Annotated in this window: 14 protein-coding genes; 6 read left to right on the top strand and 8 right to left on the bottom strand. The window is 68.1% G+C overall.

From position 1 onward, the window contains the following. Nucleotides 1–47: 47 nt before the first annotated feature. Together ACVOMM_RS15545 and ppc are read left to right on the top strand one after the other, a co-directional pair. Nucleotides 48–2,564: a S9 family peptidase gene (locus ACVOMM_RS15545; protein WP_481526477.1), complete on the top strand. Its 2,517-nt coding sequence runs from the start codon at nucleotides 48–50 to the stop codon at nucleotides 2,562–2,564. Between the two features lie 169 nt (nucleotides 2,565–2,733). Continuing rightward, nucleotides 2,734–5,445, top strand: coding sequence for a phosphoenolpyruvate carboxylase (gene ppc / locus ACVOMM_RS15540; RefSeq protein ID WP_461289946.1), 2,712 nt, complete (start codon nucleotides 2,734–2,736; stop codon nucleotides 5,443–5,445). A gap of 67 nt (nucleotides 5,446–5,512) precedes the next feature. Here ppc and ACVOMM_RS15535 read toward each other — a convergent pair whose 3' ends face one another. Beyond that, nucleotides 5,513–6,019, bottom strand: coding sequence for an acyl-CoA thioesterase (locus ACVOMM_RS15535; protein WP_053516435.1), 507 nt, complete (start codon nucleotides 6,017–6,019; stop codon nucleotides 5,513–5,515). Nucleotides 6,020–6,156: 137 nt separating this feature from the next. Then, on the bottom strand, nucleotides 6,157–7,368 hold the full coding sequence (gene metK, locus ACVOMM_RS15530; RefSeq protein ID WP_053516433.1) for a methionine adenosyltransferase: 1,212 nt from the start codon (nucleotides 7,366–7,368) through the stop codon (nucleotides 6,157–6,159). Between the two features lie 336 nt (nucleotides 7,369–7,704). Between metK and olsF the strand changes: the two genes are divergently transcribed. The 3 genes from olsF to ACVOMM_RS15515 all read left to right on the top strand — a co-directional run bounded on the left by olsF (nucleotide 7,705) and on the right by ACVOMM_RS15515 (nucleotide 11,355). After that, complete coding sequence (gene olsF, locus ACVOMM_RS15525; RefSeq protein WP_053516432.1) at nucleotides 7,705–9,414, top strand: bifunctional ornithine lipid synthase OlsF; 1,710 nt, start codon at nucleotides 7,705–7,707, stop codon at nucleotides 9,412–9,414. Continuing rightward, nucleotides 9,411–10,214, top strand: coding sequence for a UDP-2,3-diacylglucosamine diphosphatase (locus ACVOMM_RS15520; protein WP_074901785.1), 804 nt, complete (start codon nucleotides 9,411–9,413; stop codon nucleotides 10,212–10,214). Before olsF ends, ACVOMM_RS15520 begins: the two co-directional genes overlap by 4 nt. Nucleotides 10,215–10,278: 64 nt before the next feature. Next, complete coding sequence (locus ACVOMM_RS15515; RefSeq protein WP_481526476.1) at nucleotides 10,279–11,355, top strand: metal-dependent hydrolase; 1,077 nt, start codon at nucleotides 10,279–10,281, stop codon at nucleotides 11,353–11,355. A gap of 27 nt (nucleotides 11,356–11,382) precedes the next feature. Here ACVOMM_RS15515 and ACVOMM_RS15510 read toward each other — a convergent pair whose 3' ends face one another. From ACVOMM_RS15510 to ACVOMM_RS15485, 6 genes are all read right to left on the bottom strand, one after another. After that, complete coding sequence (locus ACVOMM_RS15510) at nucleotides 11,383–12,387, bottom strand: glycosyltransferase (RefSeq protein ID WP_253119389.1); 1,005 nt, start codon at nucleotides 12,385–12,387, stop codon at nucleotides 11,383–11,385. A gap of 11 nt (nucleotides 12,388–12,398) precedes the next feature. Beyond that, a complete protein-coding gene (locus ACVOMM_RS15505) occupies nucleotides 12,399–14,258 on the bottom strand; it encodes a DUF7657 domain-containing protein (RefSeq protein WP_445393858.1) in 1,860 nt (619 codons plus the stop codon). 163 nt (nucleotides 14,259–14,421) lie between these two features. After that, nucleotides 14,422–15,249, bottom strand: a complete 828-nt coding sequence (locus ACVOMM_RS15500) for a methyltransferase domain-containing protein (RefSeq protein WP_053516428.1) — start codon at nucleotides 15,247–15,249, stop codon at nucleotides 14,422–14,424. A gap of 51 nt (nucleotides 15,250–15,300) precedes the next feature. Beyond that, a complete protein-coding gene (dusB, locus tag ACVOMM_RS15495) occupies nucleotides 15,301–16,296 on the bottom strand; it encodes a tRNA dihydrouridine synthase DusB (protein ID WP_481526475.1) in 996 nt (331 codons plus the stop codon). A gap of 240 nt (nucleotides 16,297–16,536) precedes the next feature. After that, nucleotides 16,537–17,502, bottom strand: coding sequence for a ribokinase (locus ACVOMM_RS15490; protein WP_053516425.1), 966 nt, complete (start codon nucleotides 17,500–17,502; stop codon nucleotides 16,537–16,539). Nucleotides 17,503–17,527: 25 nt separating this feature from the next. Next, nucleotides 17,528–18,826: a NupC/NupG family nucleoside CNT transporter gene (locus ACVOMM_RS15485; protein ID WP_053516424.1), complete on the bottom strand. Its 1,299-nt coding sequence runs from the start codon at nucleotides 18,824–18,826 to the stop codon at nucleotides 17,528–17,530. Between the two features lie 192 nt (nucleotides 18,827–19,018). Between ACVOMM_RS15485 and ACVOMM_RS15480 the strand changes: the two genes are divergently transcribed. Further along, a complete protein-coding gene (locus ACVOMM_RS15480; protein ID WP_111186340.1) occupies nucleotides 19,019–19,990 on the top strand; it encodes a potassium channel beta subunit family protein in 972 nt (323 codons plus the stop codon). Nucleotides 19,991–20,093: the final 103 nt, after the last annotated feature.

The following is a 20,093-nucleotide window of genomic DNA, read 5'->3' as shown; positions in this document are numbered from 1 at the left end:
TGCACGGACTGTTAAGGTCGGGTTTTAACGCACCCTCAGGTGGAACGATGAGCACGCATGTACGCCGCAACCGGCGCTTGACCGGCCTGGTCCTGTCCATGGCCCTGTTGGCGGTGGCCCCGCTGGCCTGGGCGGCAGCGCCGCAGCCTGCGGCGGCCCAGGCCCAGGGGGCAAACGGCTACGAGCTGCCCTCGGCCGAGCTGCAGGCGGTGGTCGACGCCCCGCGTGCGCCCTCGCTGTACCTGTCGCCGCGCCGCGATGTGGCCGCGCTGATGCAGATGCCGTCGCTGCCGTCGATCCAGGTGGTGGCCCAGCCGGAACTGAAGCTGGCAGGGCTGCGCATCAACCCGCGCACGTTCTCCGACAGCCGTTTCAGCTTCGGCGAGAAGCTGTGGCTGATGAGCGTGGCCGACGGCAGGGAGCGGCAGATCAGCGGCCTGCCGGGCACGCTGTCGATTGCCAGCCTGGCATGGTCGCCGGACCAGAAGTGGCTGGCCTTCAATCAGGTCGACGCCGCCAGTGGCGCCAATGAACTGTGGCTGGTGGATGTGGCCGCCGGCAGCGCCCGTCGCCTGGTCGCCGGCCTGAACACGGTGATCGGCAGCGGCTACCAGTGGCTGCCGGACAGCCGTGGTCTGGTGGTGTTCACCCGCCCGGCCAACCTCGGCGCCGCCCCGGCCGCCGACGGCATTCCCACCGGCCCCGCCGTGCAGCAGACCAGCCAGGGCGGCGGCGTGGTGTCGATCCGTACCTATCAGGACCTGCTGAAGAACGAGGCCGACGCGCGCCAGTTCGACTACTACGCCACCACCCAGCCGATGGAAGTCAGCCTGGATGGCCGCACCCGCGCGATCGGCGCGGCGGGCATCTTCATGGGCTTCTCGGTATCGCCGGATGGCCGCTTCGTGCTGCGCCAGCCGGTGCAGCGGCCTTACTCCTATGTGGTGCCGGTCAGCAGCTTCCCGCGCCGCATTGAAGTGATCGACCGTGCCAGCGGCCAACTGGTGCACACCGTGGCCGTGCGCCCGCTGGTGGAAGGCCTGCCGACCGGCAACGACGCCGAAGTGACCGGCGTACGCGACATCATCTGGCGCGGCGATGCCGATGCCACGCTGGTCTGGGCCGAGGCCCAGGACGGTGGTGATCCGAACCGCGACGCCAAGGTGCGCGACGCCGTGCTGATGCAGGCCGCCCCGTTCGACAGGCCGCCGGTGACGCTGGCCCAGCTCGGCAGCCGTCTGGCCGGCATCAGCTGGGGCCGTGGCGACCTGGCCCTGCTCACCGAGTCGTGGTGGAAGACCCGCAGGACCAAGACCTGGTTGATTGCCCCGGACAACGCCGGTACCGAGCCGCGCCTGCTGTGGGATCGTGATGCGCAGGACCGCTATTCCGATCCGGGCCGGCCCCAGCTGTCCAGCGACGATCGCGGCCGCTCGCTGCTGCAGACCAGCCCCGATGGTGGCAGCCTGTATCTGGTCGGTGCCGGTGCTTCGCCGGAAGGTGACCGTCCGTTCGTGGACCGCTTCGACATCGCCAGCGGAAAGGCCTCCCGCCTGTTCCACTCGCAGGCGCCGAACTATTCGGTGCCGGTGGCATTGCTGGACAATCAGGGCAGCTCGCTGCTGCTGAGCCGTGAAAGCCCGGACGAGCCGACCAACTTCCATGTGCAGTCGCTCACCGATGCCGGCGCGGCACCGCGCGCGCTGACCCACTTCCCGCATCCGCTGCCGCAGCTCAAAGGCGTGCAGAAGGAGCAGATCCGCTACAAGCGTGCCGACGGCGTGGACCTCACGGCCACGCTGCTGCTGCCGCCGGGCTACGATCCCACGCGCGACGGCCCGCGCCCGCTGCTGATGTGGGCCTACCCGGGCGAGTTCAAGAGCGCCGCGGCCGCCAGCCAGGTCACCGATTCGCCGTACCGTTTCAACGCGATCAGCTACTGGGGCCCGCAGGCCTTCCTGGCCAAGGGCTATGTGGTGCTGGCAAGTCCTTCGATGCCGATCATCGGCGAGGGCGACAAGGAACCCAACGACACCTATATCGAACAGCTGGTGGCCAATGCCCAGGCTGCGGTGGACGAAGTGGTGCGCCGTGGCGTGACCGACCGCGACCATATCGCCATCGGCGGCCATTCCTACGGTGCGTTCATGACCGCGAACCTGCTTGCGCATACGCGCCTGTTCAAGGCCGGCATCGCCCGCAGTGGCGCCTACAACCGTACGCTGACGCCGTTCGGCTTCCAGGCCGAAGAGCGCAACTACTGGCAGGCGCAGGACGTGTATCAGAAGATGGCGCCGTTCAACTATGCGGACCGGATCAAGGATCCGATCCTGTTCATTCACGGCGTGGATGACAACAATTCCGGCACCTTCCCGATGCAGAGCGAGCGCATGTTCGCTGCGGTGAAGGGACTCGGAGGGACGGCGCGCCTGGTGATGCTGCCGAACGAATCGCACGCCTATCGTGCACGCGAATCGATCATGACCATGCTGGCCGAGAGCGAGCGCTGGCTGGAGCAGACCATCGGCCCGGCAGCCTCGGGCAAGGCGAAGAAGAAGCGCTGACACGTGCATGCCGGCGGCCCCTGCGAGGGGGCCCCCCCGACGCGGTTGCATTCCACATCGGCAGCGCTGGCGTTGCATGCAGATGAAACCATTTCTGCATCGCAGCACAGCCCCCGATCTGGGATAGGCTTGGATCCAGGATCCGTTGACCGAGGCCCGTGCGTCGCCGATGAACGAGTACCGCAGCAGCATCGAGTTTGCTTCTCCCGATCTTCCGCTCCGCGATGACGTGCGCCGGCTCGGCGCGCTGGTCGGCGACCTGCTGGTCGAGCAGGTTTCGGCAACCTTCCTCGACGACGTCGAGGATGTGCGCACGCGGGCCATCGCCCGCCGCGAAAACCAGGCCCCGCTGTCGGAGCTGGCCAATGGCCTGGCCGGTCGTACGCCGCAGCAGGCCGAGACGATGGTGCGGGCATTCAGCACCTACTTCCAGGTGGTCAACATTGCCGAGCGCGTGCACCGCATCCGCCGCCGCCGCGACTACCAGCGCGCCGGTACTGCCGCGCCGCAGCCGGATGGCCTGCAGGATGCGCTGCAGCACCTGAAGGCGCAGGGCGTGACGCTGGATGAGTTGGCGCAGTGGCTGCCGCGCATCGATATCGAACCGGTGTTCACTGCGCATCCGACCGAAGCCGTGCGCCGCGCACTGCTGGAGAAAGAGCAGCTGATGGTGGCCAGCCTGGTCGACAACCTCGACGGCCAGCGCACGCCGGGCGAGGCGGCAGCGGATGCTGCACGCTTCCGCATGGCGCTGACCGCTTCCTGGCAGACCACCGACTCCTCGCCGGTGCGGCCGACGGTCGATGACGAGCGCGAGCATGTCGGCTTCTATCTGGTGCAGGTGCTGTACCGGGTGATACCCGTGCTGTACGAATCCCTGCAGCAGGCGCTGCGTGATACCTATGGCGAAGAACTGGCGCTGCCGCGCCTGCTGCGTTTCGGCACATGGGTGGGCGGCGACATGGACGGCAACCCGAACGTGGACGCCCGCACCATCCGCAGCACGCTCGATGCCCAGCGACAGGCAGTGCTGGGGCGCTACCAGAAGGAACTGCTGCAGCTGGCCAGCCTGCTCAGCCAGTCCACCGAGCGGGTGGGCGTGAGCGATGCGCTGCAGGCGCGCGTGTCGCACTACCAGCAGCTGTTGCCGAAGGTGCAGTCGCGCCCGCGGCACGCCGACATGCCGTACCGGCTGCTCAACGACCGCATGCGTGCGCGCCTGCAGGCCACCCTGGACGATGCAGAGGGAGCCTATGCAGGCCCGGACGAGCTGATCGACGATCTGCAGCTGATCCTCGACAGCCTGCGTGCCAACCGTGGCGAGCATGCCGGCGGATTCGCCGTGCAGCGACTGTTGTGGCGGGTGAAGACGTTCGGCTTCCATCTGGCGCGGCTGGACGTGCGGCAGGAATCGAGCGTGCATGCGCGCGCGCTGGCGGCGGTGCTGGGCGGCGAAGCGGCCTGGGAAGGATTGGATCCATTGGCCCGCGCCGGCCTGCTCGGCCCACACGCCAGCGGCGAGCAGCCGCTGCCGGTGGGTGACGACGAGGGCAACCAGCGACTGGATGCGGTGTTCGCGGCGCTGGCCGACGCGCGCGCGCGGCATGGCAGCGAGGCGCTGGGCAGCTACATCATCTCGATGGCACATGATCGCAGCGATGTGCTGGCCGTGCTGGCGCTGGCGCGCCGTGGCGGATTGGCTGACGAGGACGGCGCGGTGCCGCTGGACATCGCACCGCTGTTCGAGACGGTGGACGATCTCAAGCGCGGTACTGCGACGCTGCGTGACCTGCTGGCCGATCCGGTCTATCGCGCTCATCTGCGGGCACGCGGTGATGTGCAGATGGTGATGCTGGGTTATTCCGACAGCAGCAAGGACGGCGGCATCGCCGCTTCGCGCTGGGGCCTGCAGCGTGCGCAGGTGGAACTGCTGGACGTGGCGGCGGAGGCCGGCATCCGCCTGACCTTCTTCCACGGCCGTGGTGGTTCGATCAGCCGGGGCGGTGGCAAGACCACGCACGCGGTGGACGCGTCGCCACGTGGCAGCATCGATGGTCGCCTGCGCGTGACCGAGCAGGGCGAGGTGATCCACCGCAAGTACGGCATCCGCGCGCTGGCGCTGCGATCGCTCGAGCAGGCCACCGGTGCGGTGCTGCGGGCCAGTCTGCGTCCGCGTGCCGCGGAACCTCGCGAGGAGGGCTGGCGACCGGTGATGGACGTGGTCGCCGCCGCCAGCAGCGAGGTCTATCGCGCCTTCGTCGGCCAGGCCGGTTTCATGGATTACTTCCGTACGGCGACGCCGATCGATGTGATCGAGCGGATGACGCTGGGTTCACGGCCGTCGCGTCGTCTCGGCCAGGATGCGGCACTGGGCAACCTGCGTGCGATCCCGTGGGTATTCGCCTGGAGCCAGGCCCGCGCGGTGATTCCCGGCTGGTATGGCGTGGGCAGCGGCCTGCAGGCGGCGGTGGATGCCGGCCATGAACCTGTCCTGCGCGACATGGCGCGCGACTGGCCGTTCTTCCGCACCTTCCTGGACGACATCGCAATGGTGCTGTCCAAGGGCGATATCACCATCGCCGAACAGTTCTCGCGTCTCTCCGGTGACCTGCACGGGCGCTTTTTCCCGCAGATCCAGCACGAACTGGCGCTGACCCGCCGCTGGCTGCTGGCACTGATGGACCAGCAGACCTTGCTGGAGCACGATGCGCGACTGGCGCTGTCGATCCGCCTGCGCAATCCCTACGTCGATCCGATCAGCGTGCTGCAGGTGGACCTGCTGCAGCGCTGGCGCGAAAGCGGGCGGGAGGACGAAGAACTGCTGCGCGCGCTGGTGGCCTGCGTGAATGGTGTTTCGCAGGGCGTGCAGAACACCGGGTGATCCGCATCCGCCGGGCATGGCCCGGCGCTACCCGCCTCGGTGGGTGCGGGGCTTGCCCCGCACGCTCTCACTCTTCAGGCGAAGGCGGATTGGACGCCAGCAGTTCCAGGTGCCGTTGCTCCATTTCCTGCCGCAGCTGGCGCCGGATCAGCGCGGCGGCCTGCCGGCGCTTCTCGTCCGAACTGGCGGGCTGCAGCGGGGGGACTGGCGTTGGCCGCCCCTCTTCGTCCACCGCCACCATGGTGAAGAAACAGCTGTTGGCGTGGCGCACGCTGCGCTTGAGAATGTCCTCGGCCACCACCTTGATGCCGATCTCCATCGACGAGGTGCCGGTGTAGTTCACCGAGGCCAGGAACGTCACCAGTTCGCCCACCGCGATCGGCTGCCGGAACATCACCTGGTCCACCGACAGGGTGACCACGTAGCTGCCGGCGTAGCGGCTGGCGCAGGCGTAGGCAACTTGGTCGAGCAGGCGCAGGATGGCGCCGCCGTGGACCTTGCCGGAGAAGTTGGCCATCTCCGGCGACATCAGCACGGTCATGGACAGCTGGTGGGTTTTGAGTTCGGTCGACATGCACCGATTGTATCGGCGTGGCGCAGCTCGTGTAGAGCCGGGCCGTGCTCGGCTGCTCTCGGCGCAGGCAAAAGAAAGCCGAGCATGGGCTCGGCTCCACAAAGCAGAAGGGCCGCTTGCGCGGCCCTTCGTCTGTCTTACTTCAGCTTCGCATCGGCGCGCAGGGCGGCGGCACGATCGGTCTTCTCCCAGGAGAAGGCCGTGGCGTTGACCGTCTCGCCGGCACCGTTGAGGTAGCTGAACTCCTTCGGCTTGCGGCCGAAGTGGCCGTAGGCCGCAGTCTGCTGGTACATCGGGTGGATCAGGTCCAGCATCTTGATGATGCCGTACGGGCGCAGGTCGAAGTGCTTGCGGATCAGCTTCTCGATCTTGTCGTCGCTGATCTTGCCCGTGCCGAAGGTGGTGACCGAGATCGAGGTCGGCTCGGCCACGCCGATGGCGTAGGAGACCTGCACTTCGCAGCGGTCGGCCAGGCCGGCGGCGACCACGTTCTTGGCGACGTAGCGGGCAGCGTAGGCGGCCGAGCGGTCAACCTTGGACGGATCCTTGCCGGAGAACGCGCCGCCACCGTGACGGGCCCAGCCGCCGTAGGTGTCGACGATGATCTTGCGGCCGGTCAGGCCGCAGTCGCCCACCGGGCCGCCGATCTCGAACTTGCCGGTCGGGTTGATGTGGAACTTGGTGCCCTTGTGCAGCCACTTGGCCGGCAGCACCGGCTTGATGATCTCTTCGCGGACGGCCTCGATCAGGTCCTTCTGCTTGATGCCCGGGGCGTGCTGGGTGGACAGCACCACCGCGTCGATGGCGGCCACTTCGCCGTTCTCGTAGCGCAGGGTGACCTGGCTCTTGGCGTCTGGGCGCAGCCACGACAGCGGCGAGTTCTTCTTCTTGCGGATCTTGGCCTGCTGCTCGACCAGGCGGTGCGACAGGTGGATCGCGGCCGGCATGTAGCTGTCGGTCTCGTTGGTGGCGTAGCCGAACATCAGGCCCTGGTCGCCCGCGCCCATTTCTTCCGGCTTCTTGCGGTCCACGCCCTGGGCGATGTGCGGCGACTGCTTGCCGATCAGGTTCAGCACGCCGCAGGTGGCGCCGTCGAAGCCGACGTCGGAGCTGTCATAGCCGATGTCCAGGATGACCTTGCGGGTCAGCGCTTCGAGGTCGATCCAGGCGCTGGTGGTGATCTCACCGGCAACAATGGCCACACCGGTCTTGACCATGGTCTCGCAGGCCACGCGGGCGCGCTGGTCCTGGGTCAGGATCGCGTCCAGCACCGCGTCGGAGATCTGGTCGGCAATCTTGTCCGGATGGCCTTCGGAGACCGATTCGGAGGTGAACAGGTAGCTGGACATCAGGCTTAATATCCCTTGATTCGGATGGAAAGATGGGCGCGCATCATACACGGGGTGCGCCGCCTGTGCATTGTGAACCCGTACGGGTTGCCGGTGGTTAAGGTGACGTGCCCTCTGGCACAAGGCCTGGCGGGCGTCTGCAGGACACGGTGCGCAGGCAGTGTTCCACTGGCGTGACCATTGCCGCAAGGCCGTGTTGCGGGGGGGAAGGGGCGGTTCCGGCGTTGCCGGAGCGGGACCGGCCGTCATCGTTCTGCCCCGAAACCGCCATCTGCTTGCCGCGTGCCAGGCGCAGGCTGTCGGCCAATCCGGCCGCCGGGTATCAGTGAGCACGCCATGCAGGAACTCGAACAGCGTCTGCAGCAACGCTTTCCGGAGTGGTTCCACGGCCGCCGCGGCCAGCTCGCGCGGCCACTGCTGCGCAGTGTGGGTCGCTGGTCGCGGCTGGACCGGGTGGAGGACTTCCTGCGGCGCAACGCGGACGTGCGCGGATTCGGCTTCGTGGCCGCCGGACTGGAGTTCCTGGACGGCCAGTACCAGGTGGATCCGGCCGCCCTGGCCCGCATTCCGGCCACGGGCCGTCTGCTGATCGTGGCCAATCATCCGTCCGGTGCACTCGACGCGCTGGCGCTGCTGGACGCGGTCGGCCGCATCCGCCGCGATGTGCGGATCGTGGCCAACGATCTGCTGGGCGCCATCGGTCCCCTGCAGGACCTGCTGCTGCCGGTCCGCATCCTCGGCGGCAAGGTCCAGCGCGGCAGCCTGCAGGCGGTGGAGCAGGCGCTGGCCGCCGAGCAGTGCGTGATCGTGTTTCCGGCCGGCGAGGTATCCCGGCTGTCGTTGCGCGGCATCCGTGATGGTCGCTGGCAGCGCGGGTTCGTCAGGTTCGCCCGGGCCGCCGGCGCCCCGGTGTTGCCGGTGAGGGTGGAGGCACGCAATTCGGCCCTGTTCTACGGCGCCTCGACCCTGTTCAAGCCAGCCGGCACCGCGCTGCTGGCGCGCGAGATGTTCGCGCGGCGTGGTCGGCCGCTGCGGTTGCGCGTCGGTGAACCGATGCAGCTGGGACAGGGCGACCCGGGCGAGCAGCTGCTGGCGGTACGGCGCGCGGTGTATGCGCTGGGCCGCGACCTGCGCCCCGGCGAGACTGCCAGCGCCGGCCCCGAACCACTGGCCGCACCGGTGCCGCCGTCGCAGGTGGCGGCCGCCATCGCTGGCGCTGTCCGGCTCGGACAGACCGCCGACGGCAAGCAGATCCTGCTGGCCAGCTGCAGCGCCGACTCGCCGCTGCTGCTGGAACTGGGACGCCTGCGCGAGCTGACGTTCCGCCAGGTGGGCGAGGGTACCGGCCACAGCCGCGACCTGGACGCCTTCGATCCGCAGTACGAGCACATCGTGATCTGGGACGCTGCCGCGCAGCGCATCGCGGGCGCGTACCGCATCATGCGGGGCGCGCACGCGCTGGCCCGGCGCGGGCTGGCAGGGCTCTACAGCGCGTCGCTGTTCCGCTATTCCGATGATGCCATCACCCATATCGCCGAGGGGCTGGAGCTGGGCCGCAGCTTCGTGGTGCCCGATTACTGGGGCAGCCGCAGCCTGGACTATCTGTGGCAGGGAATCGGCGCCTACCTGCAGTGCCGGCCCGGTATCCGCTACCTGTTTGGTGCGGTATCGATCAGTGCGGCGCTGCCGCGCGATGCGCGCGAACAACTGGTGGCCTACTACCAGCGCTACTACGGCGGCATCGCCGGCCTGGCCGAGTCGAACCGGCCCTTCCAGTACTTCGCGGCACCGCCCAGTTTCGGCGAACTGGATGCGGGCGCAGCCTTCGATGTCCTGAAGGCCAACCTGGCCGCACTCGGGACCGGCGTGCCGACCCTGTACCGCCAGTACACCGACCTGTGCGAGCCCGGTGGCGCGCGCTTCCTTGCGTTCGGTGTCGACCCGGCGTTCAGCGACTCGATCGACGGTCTGATCGAGGTGGACCTGTGCGCGATCCGACCGCACAAGCGCAAGCGCTACCTGCGCGATGCCGGAGCGCAGGCATGAGCGCGCTGGCGACGTTGTCGCCACACCGTCGCGCCGTGTTCGTCTCCGACGTGCATCTGGGGTCGCGTCACTGCCACGCGGCCGAACTGGCCGTGTTTCTCGCCCAGCTTCGCTGTGAACGGTTGTACCTGGTCGGTGACATCATCGACCTGTGGTGGATGGCGCATCACCGCGCCAACTGGCGGCAGTCGCACAGCGACGTCATCCAGGCGCTGCATGCACTGCGTCGCAACGGTACCGAGATCATCTACATCCCCGGCAATCACGATGCCTCGCTGCGCCATGTCTGCGGGTTGATGCTGCCGGCGATGCAGGTGCGCCGTCGCGCGATCCACGTGACCGCCGACGGGCGACGGTTGCTGGTCGCCCATGGTGACGACTACGACGGTGTCACCCATTTCGGCGGCCTGCAGGAAAAGTTCGGCGACTGGCTGTACTACCGCATCCTGACCGGCAACCAGGCGCTCAACGCGGTACGCCGTCGGCTGGGCATGCGCTACTGGTCGCTGTCGGAATTCCTCAAGAAGCGCAGTGGTGCGGCCGAGCGCTACATCGAGCGCTTCGTGCAGGCCGGGCTGGACGACGTGCGCCGGCGCGGCCTGGACGGCATCATCTGCGGGCACATCCACCGTGCGGCGCTGGTCGAGCGCGACGGCCTGGTCTATGCCAACGACGGCGACTGGGTGGAGAGCCTGACCGCGCTGGCCGAAGATCATGACGGCGCGCTGCGCCTGCTCGATCACCATGGGCGGACGCTGGTGGAGCTGCCCGGCGCAGCCCGGCGCGCGGCGGCTGCCTGAGCCCAGCGACACCGGCCACCGTCCTGGCTCTTCCGTCGCCCTGCAAAGCCGTTAGCATCGGGCCATGGATTCCTTGACCCAGATCGTTCTCGGCGGCGCCGTAGCCGCTGCCATCGCCCCGCCCGGACATCGCCGCGCGGCCCTGCTGGCCGGTGCCGCACTCGGCACCCTGCCGGATCTGGATGCCTTGTGGCTGGGCTTCACTGCCGAGGATCCCGTAGCGGTGATGGTCGACCACCGCAGCTTCAGCCATTCGCTGCTGGTGCTGCCCTGGGTGGCGGCGCTGATCTGGTGGCTGTTCAAGCGCTACGGCGGGGGGCGGGTGGCGCAGTCGCCGCTGCGCTGGTTCTGGGCCATCCAGCTGGCGCTGGTCACCCATCCGCTGCTGGATGCGCTCACCGTCTACGGCACCCAGCTGTGGTGGCCACTGCGGCCACACCCGACCATGGGCTCGAGTGTTTTCATCATCGATCCGGCGTACACGGTGTGGCTGCTGCTGGGCTGCGTGTTGGCGTGGTTCGGGCGCGCGCGGCCGTGGGCCGGCAAGGTGCTCGGGCTCGCCCTGGTGCTCAGTACCGGCTACCTGGGATGGGGCCTGCTGGCCAAGGCTCAGGTCGACCGTGCCGCCCAGCAGAGCCTTGCGGCCATGGGGCTGGGCGATGCACCACGATTCTCGGTGCCGATGCCGTTCAACACCCTGCTGTGGCGGGTGGTGGCGATGACCCCGAACGGTTACGTGGTCGGCGATCGCTCGCTGGTGGCCGACCGCGGCCCGATGCAGTTTGAAGGCCACCCGTCCAATGTGCAGGCCCTGCGTGAAGCGCAGTCGATTCCGGCGGTTCAACGCCTGCAGTGGTTCAACCGTGGCTTCATGCGTGCGCAGATAGTGGACGGAATGCTGGTGCTGAGTGATCTGCGCATGGGCCTGGAGCCGGATTACACCTTCAACTTCGCGGTGGCACGGCAGGTCGATGGGCGCTGGCAGGCGATCGTGCCCGAGCAGCGGCGCACGGATTACAGCAGCCCAGCGGCGCGCGCCGATGTCGGCGTCAGGCTGGCCGCGATGTGGCAGCGGATCTGGCATGCGCCGGCAGCGACGGGCGCCACCGGCGGGAGTGCCCCGGTGCACGCGGGCGATTGATCGGCAGGCGGGGATGCTGTGCCGGCGTCAGGCCGGCGGTGCTGTGCGGTTGAGCTGGATCGAGCGATGCAGGACCTGGCGCGGCGCATTGGCGATGTCGAAGCCGACGAATGCCAGCAGGAACTGCAGACCTGAAATCAGCGAAACCATGACGATCACGAGCGTACCGACCGGCGTCGCAACCTCCGCCGATGCCGATGCGATCCAGTGGTACGCGCCGAACACGCCACCGAAGGCAAGCAGTCCCAGCCCGGCGATCAGCTCCAGCGAGGCGATGGTCAGGTCGCGCAGGAAATAGTTGTAGCCGACACGCTTGAGCGTGTTGCGCACGTGCTTGAAGGCGAACTCGCCCAGTACCCGGCTGATGCGCAGGTTGCTGGTCTCGTCGGCATAGCGCGCGTCCATCGCCACGTCCTGCACCACGGCACGCACCGTGTTGAGGCGGAACAGCATGTCGGTCTCGAAGAAGTAGCGGTCGCTGATCGCATCCAGGGGCAGGTGGCTGGCAACGCGGGCGTGGATGGCGGTGTAGCCGTTGGTCGGGTCGAACACCTGCCAGTAGCCGGAAGACGCCTTGCTCATGAACGACAGCGCGAGGTTGCCGATCCGCCGCAGCAGCGGCATGCGACGGATGTGGCTGAGGTTCCAGAAGCGGTTGCCCTTGGTGTAGTCGGCGTTGCCCTCGACGATGGGAGCGACGAAGTCCATCAGCAGTGTGGGATCCATCTGGCCGTCGCCATCGACCTTCACCAGGATGTCCATGCCCTCGGCGATGGCCGCGCGGTAGCCGGTCTTGATCGCACCACCGACGCCGCGGTTCTGCGCATGGAACAGCACCCTGACCCGGGGATCGCGCGTGCTGTCCTGGACCATCCGGCCGCTGCCATCCGGGCAGGCATCATCAACGCAGTAGATCGCGGTGACCGCATCGTCGATCGCTGCGAGCACGCCGAGCACGTGGCGGGTCACCCGGTAGCAGGGAATGATGACGGCGATCTTCGGTGGCGTGGCCGGGCGCGCGTAGGCGTTCATCTGCATCGTCCTCAGGGCTGCGGCGTCGCCGGCGGCTGCGCGGGCGCGGCCAGCATCGCGGCTGCGGGCACTTCCACCAGGTCGGCGTACATCGAACGGGGTTCGGCGACGTCGCTGACCATCACATGGTGATAGCGGTTGAACGTGGTGTTGAAGCGGTCTTCGGGCATGTCCGGGAAGCGCGCGCGGAAGTACGCCAGCTGCGGGAAATACAGCGTGTGGTTGACTGCCGGGATACCGACGCCGGACAGCAGCGCACCGTAGCGCCCTTCGACCACCAGCGCTCCGTCCGCAGCCTGCCGTGCACCGCGCGCCTGCATCGACGCCAGCACGGCGCTGCGGTCCATGTCGAAGATCGGCCGGGCCGACTGCACCGGATTGAACAGCCCGTTGGTCAGCACGTTGCCGAGCGCGGCCACCGCCAGCACCAGCGCCACCGGATGCGCGGCGAACCGCGGGCGGCGCGCGGCGAAGGCCAGCACGCCCACGCACAGCAGTGGCCATGCATCGGCCGTGGCATGCAGCCGGCTGAAACTGCCCTGGCCGAAGGCGAACTTGAGCAGGCATCCCGCCAGCAGCAGGGCCGCGAGCAGCAGCAGGCGGCCGCGGCCCAGGCGCACCCCGCCGCGCACCAGCACGATCGCGCAGCCGATGTTCAGCAGCAGGCCCAATGCCAGCAACGCACGGGTGGGCGGCACCATCGACAGTCCGGTCAGCTGGCCGATCCGCAGCGGCACCGGCAGGAAGATCCAGCAGGCGACCAGCGCGATGCCGGCGGCCAGCACCGCCAGCGACAGCCGGTGGCCGCGCGCCCAGCGCAGCACCTGCGTCCAGTCGGCGAGGATGGCGGTGAACAGCGGCAGCAGGCTGCTGAACACTGCGATCTCGCAGGCGTTGGACGGCTCGAACGCAGGCAGCGGATAGAACCCGCGCGTCATCAGGTTGGGGAACCCGTGGGTGAGCAGCGCGACCGGGCTGACCCCGCCGCCGGCGCTCTCGCGCTGGCCGGGATAGACGGTGTTGCGGACGATCTCGATCGCTTCGTGGAAATAGCCCAGGAACGCCAGCAACGCCAGGCCGCCGGCGACCGCCGCATCGAGCAGGCGTGCCACTGTCAACGCATCGCGGCGGAAGGCCAGCACCAGCACGCCCATGGCCAGCAGCGCTGAAATGATGAAGGGCGGGTAGGCCACGGCCAGCAGCCAGACCACCAGTGCGTAGGCGCTGGCGAGGATGCGCAGCCAGCGGTTGTCGATCCGCAGCCAGGCCACGGCTACCCACGGTGCCAGCGCGAACGCGCCCCAGTTGGTCGTCCACCACACCTGCACGTAGGGCGAGAAGTACAGGGTCAGCGCGACCAGCACGGCCGCCAGCGGCGGAACCCGCAGTTGGCGCAGGAACAGCGCCCAGCCGCACAGGAACGCCATCGCCATGAACATGAAGAAGAACGAGTAGGCGTTGGCCGGTGGCAGGATGAAGAAGGCCCAGTGGTACGGCTTGAACAGCAGGCCCCAGTCCAGCAGCGGAAGCGCCTGGAACGAGCGCAGCGTCTCGTGGTACGGCGAAAACGCGTTGGTCGCGCCGAAGTCGTTGGCCACCGCGATCTGCACGTAAGGGGTGTAGACCATCCACTCGTCCATGCGGATGCCCCGCGCCTTGCCGAGCAGGGGCTCGATCGGCGCCAGCCCCAGGTACTGGCTGGCCATCGCATACGACGAGGGCGTCAGTGCAAATGCGACATACAGCAGGCACAGCACCGCCACGATGCCCAGGCACAGACGGGCCTGGCGGGAGTCGAGGCCATCCAGCAGGCCGCCTTCCCGGGCGGCGAGGGGCAGCGTGCTACCCGGAGTCGTTGCGCGTGCTGTCATCAGGAAGCCCTTCAGGCGCGGAGCTCGGTGGTCCCGTTGCCGCACACGCGGAAGGGGCCGGGTCCAGCGCGCGCCCGTCCTCGACGCCAGCCCGCGACGATTCTAGCGGGTTGCCAGCCATGCGGCGCGTGGCACTGCCGCAGCGCAGCGGTGCAGGCGCCGGTCAATACACCGTCGCGCGGCCCTGCACGAACGAGAAGAAGAACACGGCATTGGGATCGTTCTGCACCAACCGGAACTCGCGACGCATGCCCTCCACCGTATCCTCGTCCACGGTGCCGGCCTGCAGCAGCTGCTCGGCGGCCGACAGCAGCAGCTGCTCCCAGAACGCGATCATCGTCTTGCGCCGCGCCGGCTCGCGGTTGTCCAGGTGGATCGTCTTGATCTCGGTATGCACATCGCGGAAACCACCGGCCAGCAGCAGGTTGCCGAGCTTGGCGCCGACGAAGGGATCGCCGCCGTGGTCGTACTGGAAATCATTGAATGCCATCCAGTAACGCCAGATGTGCGGCGAATACGGATCGAGCAGGAACGATGCGTTCATCACTTCGGTGATGTAGACCGGCGATCCCGGTGCGAGTACGCGGCGCACTTCGCTGAGCACGCGGGCCGGCGAAGGTACATGCTCCAGCACCCAGCACAGGAATGCCGAATCGAAGCTGCGTGCCTCGAACGGCAGCTCGCCTGCATCGGCCTGCTGCAGGGTGTAGCGATCGCTGCACCACGGCGTGCGCGCGAGGTTCTCGCGGGCGGTCGCCAGCTGCGTTTCGCTCAGGTCCACGCCGGTCACGTGCAGGTCCGGGAAGCGGCGCAGCAGGATCTCGGTCTGCGCGCCCACGCCGCTGCCGACTTCCAGCAGGCGTCGTGCGCTGCCGTAGTCGATCTGGCCGAAGATGCTCGATTCCAGCAGACGGGCCTGGGTCATCAGGCGCTGCTGTTCGGTGCCGGAAAATCCGTGCAGGTAGGTGGGGGAGGAAATCGGCGGTGTCATGGTCGCGGGCTCGTGGTGCGTCGTGCAGGGTCGACTGCGGGGCGTGCGGGGTCAGGCAGCCGACGGCAGCGCCGGTTGCCCGGCGATCAGTCGGTCGAAGTACTCGGTGGTCAGCGTGATCTGGCTCTGCGGATCTTCGGCGCGGTTGACCACGGCGCGGAACGCCGCATTCTCGGGCCGGTCCTTGGCGTACCAGCCCAGGTGCTTGCGCGCGATGCGCACGCCCTGCGGCTCGCCGTAGAAGGCATGCAGGGCGTGCAGGTGGCCAAGCAGGATATCGCGCACTTCGGCCAGTGACGGCGGGGCCAGTTCCTCGCCGGTGGCCAGGTAGTGCGCCACCTCGCGGAAGATCCACGGCCGGCCCTGCGCCGCGCGACCGATCATCACTGCGTCCACGCCGGTCTGCTGCAGGACGAAGGCGGCCTTGCGCGGCGAATCGATGTCTCCATTGGCGATCACCGGAATGCGCAGCGCGGCCTTGATCTCGCCGATCGTGGCGTACTCGGCCTGGCCGGTGTAGTGCTGGTCGCGGGTGCGGCCGTGCACAGCCAGGGCGGCGATGCCGCTGTCCTCGGCGATGCGCGCGATCAGCGGCCCATTGCGGTGGTCGCAGTCCCAGCCGGTGCGGATCTTCAGCGTGACCGGCACATCGATCGCGTTGACCACGGCAGCAAGGATGCGCGCCACCAGCGATTCATCACGCATCAGCGCCGAACCGGCCCAGGCATTGCAGACCTTCTTGGCCGGGCAGCCCATGTTGATGTCGATGATCTGCGCACCATGGTCGACGTTGTAACGCGCCGCCTCGGCCAGCTGCTGCGGCTCGGTGCCGGCGATCTGCACGCTGATCGGTGCCGGTTCACCCTCATGGTCCATGCGGTGGATCGACTTGCGCGTGTTCCAGAAGCGCGGGTCGCTGATGGTCATCTCGGAGGCGGCCAGGCCCGCGCCCAGCCGTTTGCACAGCAGGCGGAACGGCTTGTCGGTGACGCCGGCCATGGGCGCCAGCACGACGTTGGGAGCAATGGTGTAGGGGCCGATCTGCATACGCCCATTGTAGGCCGCAGGCGGTCACATGGCCGGGTCGGCGAGGCGCCGGTTCAGGCCGATCCGGACCGACCTCATGCCGTACGGGCATCAGCAGATGCTTGACGGTTGCTTCCGCCGCCCCCAGTGGCGGGTCATCCTGGGCGGCTGGGGCAGGGCTGCGTGCCCTGCATGGGCGCAGGCAGAAAAAGGCCCGGGCACCTGCGCGCCCGGGCCGGTTCATGCAGCTGCGGCGTGGACCTACCGGATTTCCACGTCGGCCGGGGTCAGCCGTGGCATCGCCGCTGCGGCGCCTTCCTTCTCGGTCGAGCGGCCCGCGAACTGGTTGGCGAAGCGCACATGGCGTGCGAACGGCGCCTCCGGCAGCTGGGCAAGGGAGGCGGCCAGCGCGCCGTTGAAGGCGTCGCCGGCACCGGTGGTATCGATCGCCTGCACCTGCTCGGCACCCACGCGGTAGTACGGCTGGGTGTCGCCGCGCAGGTTCTCATCGGCGTGCGAAACGAACACGCCCACCGAGCCCAAGGTCACCACCACGGTACCGTTGCCGACCAGCTTGCGGCACAGCGCATGCAGGCTGGCACCATCCAGCGCGGCCACGTCGTTGGCATCCACGCGCTCGCCGACATGGCGGCCCAGCAGGGCGGCGAACTCGGTCTCGTTCGGGGTGATCACATCGGCCAGCTTGAGCAGGCCGATGGTCGAGGGGGCGTCGGCCGGTGCGGTGTTGAGCACGGTGGTGACACCGGCCTCGCGGGCGGCAGCCAGTGCCGCCTCGATGGTCTGCACCGGCGACTCCAGCTGCACCAGCACCACCCGGGCACCGGTCAGCAGCGCCTGTTGCTGCTGCAGGAAATCGGTGCTCAGGGCGGCATTGGCGCCCGGGCCAATCACGATGGTGTTGCGACCCCGTGCATCGACATAGATGCCGGCGGTGCCGGTCGGTTCGCTGCTGGCTTCGGCGATCAGCGCGAAACCGTCCTGGCCGGCGAGGTCGCGGGCGGTGGCACCGCCGGCGTCATCACCCAGGGCGCACACGAAGTGGGTGTCGGCGCCCGCGCGGCATGCGGCCACGGCCTGGTTGAAGCCCTTGCCACCGGGGCCGGTGCTGTAGCGGCCGGCAATGGTCGCGCCCGGTGCCGGCAGCGACTCGCACCGCCACACGTGATCGACATTGAAGGAACCGACGACAACGACACTGCTGCTCATAGGGAATCTTTTCTCGAACTAGGGTTCAACTGAAATGCGTCAGCACGCCGGCGATGGTCGCCGTCATGAAGGTGGCGATGGTACCGCCCAGTACCGCGCGCAGGCCGAACTTGGCCAGGTCGTGGCGACGTTCCGGGGCCAGGCCACCGATGCCGCCGATCTGGATCGCGATCGAGCTGAAGTTGGCGAAGCCGCACAGCGCATAGGTGGCGATCAGGCGACCTTCATTGGACAGGGTCACGCCGGCGACCTGGCCGTTCACGATCTGCGACAGCTCGGTATAGGCGACGAATTCGTTGATCACGACCTTCTGTCCGATCAGCGACCCCACGGTGGTGGCGTCGGCCCACGGGGTGCCGATCACCCAGGCGATCGGTGCCAGCAGGTAGCCGAAGATGGTCGACAGGTTGGTCGGCTTGCCGATCTGTGCGGCCAGGCCGGTCACTTCGCCGAGCCAGGTCAGCGGGGCGTTCAGCAGGGCGATCAGGGCGATGAAGGCCAGCAGCATCGCGCCGATGTTCAGCGCCAGCTTCAGGCCGTCGCCGGCGCCGGCCGCCGCCGCGTCGATGATGTTGCTGGAGGTCTTCTCCACTTCCATCTTCACCGTGCCGCGGGTCAGCGGGGTGCCGGTTTCCGGGATCAGCAGCTTGGCCACCACCAGCGTGGCCGGTGCGGCCATGATGCTGGCCGCCAGCAGATGCTTGGCGTAGAACGCCTGCTGGGTCGGGTCGCCCCCGCCGAGCATGCCCACGTAGGCCGCCAGCACGCCGCCAGCGATGTGGGCCATGCCACCGATCATCATGGTCAGCAGCTCGGACTGGGTCATCTTGGCGATGTATGGGCGCACGGTCAGCGGCGCCTCGGTCTGGCCGATGAAGACGCTGGCGCAGACGCTGGTGGTTTCGGCACCGGACACGCGCATCACCTTGGTGATCGCCCACGCCATCACCCGGACGATCGCCTGCATGACGTTCAGGTGGTACATCACGCCCATCAGCGCGGAGAAGAAGATGATGGTCGGCAGCACCTGGAAGGCGAAGATGAAGCCGTAGTTCTGGACGTCCATCAGCGAGCCGAAGATGAACTTCGAGCCCTCGTTGACGAAGCTCAGGACCTTCACGAAGCCGTGGCCGAGCGCATCGAACACGTCGCGGCCGCCGGGGACCAGGATCACCAGCGCCGCAAAGGCGATCTGCAGGGTGATGCCGGTGGCGACGAGCTTCCAGTCCACCGCGCGCTTGTTGTTGGAAAACAACCAGGTGATGCCGATCAGCACCGCCAACCCGAACAGGCCGAAGCCGATCCTGCCCAAACCTTCGACCATGTGAGTGACTCCCCTGGGGCGTCGCGAAAAACGGGAAGCCTAGTGCAGGGCAGGGGCCGGGGCAAGGAAAAGCAGCGTGCGCGCGGCCATCGGCACCGATCGGGCCAGCAACGGCAAGGGGTTGCGGTCGGCACGACGGGTAGAATGGGGCTCGATTCCGGCCCGGATGCGGGCCCGCAGCAGGAGATTTGCATGCATTACCGCCGCCTGGGCTCCACCGGCCTGCCGATATCCGCCCTGTCCTTCGGAGCCTGGGTGACCTTCGGTGACCAGATTCCGCGCGACGAGGCCCGCAACCTGGTTGCCGCGGCCTGGGACCATGGCATCAACTTCTTCGACAATGCCGAGGGGTATGCCAATGGCCGCGCCGAGCAGGTGATGGGCGATGTGATCGCCGACCTGCGCCTGCCGCGCGATGGGTTCTGCGTGTCCAGCAAGGTGTTCTTCGGCAGTGCCAAGGATCCGCGACCGACCCAGCGCGGCCTGTCGCGCAAGCACGTCACCGATGCCTGCCATGCCGCGCTCAAGCGCCTGCGGGTGGACTATCTGGACCTTTATTACTGCCACCGCCCGGATCCCGACGCGCCGATCGCCGAGACCGTGCACGCGATGGATACCCTGATCCGGCAGGGCAAGGTGCTCTACTGGGGCACGTCCGAGTGGTCGGCGGCACAGATCCAGCAGGCGCTGGACATCGCCGCGCGGCACCACCTGCAGGGGCCGTCGATGGAGCAGCCGCAGTACAACCTGCTGCACCGCGAGCGGGTGGAAACCGAATACGCCCCGCTGTACGCGGGGGCCGGCCTGGGCACCACCATCTTCTCGCCGTTGGCGTCCGGCCTGCTCAGTGGCAAGTACGACCGTGGCATTCCGGCCGACGCCCGGCTGGGCCGCGAGGGCATGGAGTGGCTGCAGGATCTCGTTCTGGGCGCCGATGCACAGGCGCGCCTGGCCCAGGTCCGTCATTTCAGCGCGGTGGCACGCGAGCTTGGCCACGCCCCGGCCAGCGTGGCCATCGCCTGGTGCCTGCGCAATCCACAGGTGTCCAGCGTGATCCTGGGCGCCAGCCGGGTCGAGCAGCTGCTGCAGAACCTGCAGGCCCTGGAAGTGCTGGAGCAGATCGACGCCGCCGGCTGGGCCCGGATCGAAGCCGCCTTCGTCTGACCCGCAGCATTTTCCCGCCGGTGAGTCGAGCTGTGCTCGACCCCAGGGTCGCCGCCACCCACCATTCGATTCACAAAATCTATCGAATTTTGGATTTCGATCA

The sequence above is a fragment of the Stenotrophomonas sp. STEN009 genome, from assembly GCF_056760395.1.
Note: the sequence above shows the minus strand (reverse complement) of the source record. Positions and strands in the feature narration are given on the sequence as shown.

Coding starts and splice junctions, on each gene's coding strand:
- ACVOMM_RS15545 (WP_481526477.1), top strand. CDS start 48: ATGAGCACGCATGTACGCCGCAACCGGCGCTTGACCGGCCTGGTCCTG.
- ppc (WP_461289946.1), top strand. CDS start 2,734: ATGAACGAGTACCGCAGCAGCATCGAGTTTGCTTCTCCCGATCTTCCG.
- ACVOMM_RS15535 (WP_053516435.1), bottom strand. CDS start 6,019: ATGTCGACCGAACTCAAAACCCACCAGCTGTCCATGACCGTGCTGATG.
- metK (WP_053516433.1), bottom strand. CDS start 7,368: ATGTCCAGCTACCTGTTCACCTCCGAATCGGTCTCCGAAGGCCATCCG.
- olsF (WP_053516432.1), top strand. CDS start 7,705: ATGCAGGAACTCGAACAGCGTCTGCAGCAACGCTTTCCGGAGTGGTTC.
- ACVOMM_RS15520 (WP_074901785.1), top strand. CDS start 9,411: ATGAGCGCGCTGGCGACGTTGTCGCCACACCGTCGCGCCGTGTTCGTC.
- ACVOMM_RS15515 (WP_481526476.1), top strand. CDS start 10,279: ATGGATTCCTTGACCCAGATCGTTCTCGGCGGCGCCGTAGCCGCTGCC.
- ACVOMM_RS15510 (WP_253119389.1), bottom strand. CDS start 12,387: ATGAACGCCTACGCGCGCCCGGCCACGCCACCGAAGATCGCCGTCATC.
- ACVOMM_RS15505 (WP_445393858.1), bottom strand. CDS start 14,258: ATGACAGCACGCGCAACGACTCCGGGTAGCACGCTGCCCCTCGCCGCC.
- ACVOMM_RS15500 (WP_053516428.1), bottom strand. CDS start 15,249: ATGACACCGCCGATTTCCTCCCCCACCTACCTGCACGGATTTTCCGGC.
- dusB (WP_481526475.1), bottom strand. CDS start 16,296: ATGCAGATCGGCCCCTACACCATTGCTCCCAACGTCGTGCTGGCGCCC.
- ACVOMM_RS15490 (WP_053516425.1), bottom strand. CDS start 17,502: ATGAGCAGCAGTGTCGTTGTCGTCGGTTCCTTCAATGTCGATCACGTG.
- ACVOMM_RS15485 (WP_053516424.1), bottom strand. CDS start 18,826: ATGGTCGAAGGTTTGGGCAGGATCGGCTTCGGCCTGTTCGGGTTGGCG.
- ACVOMM_RS15480 (WP_111186340.1), top strand. CDS start 19,019: ATGCATTACCGCCGCCTGGGCTCCACCGGCCTGCCGATATCCGCCCTG.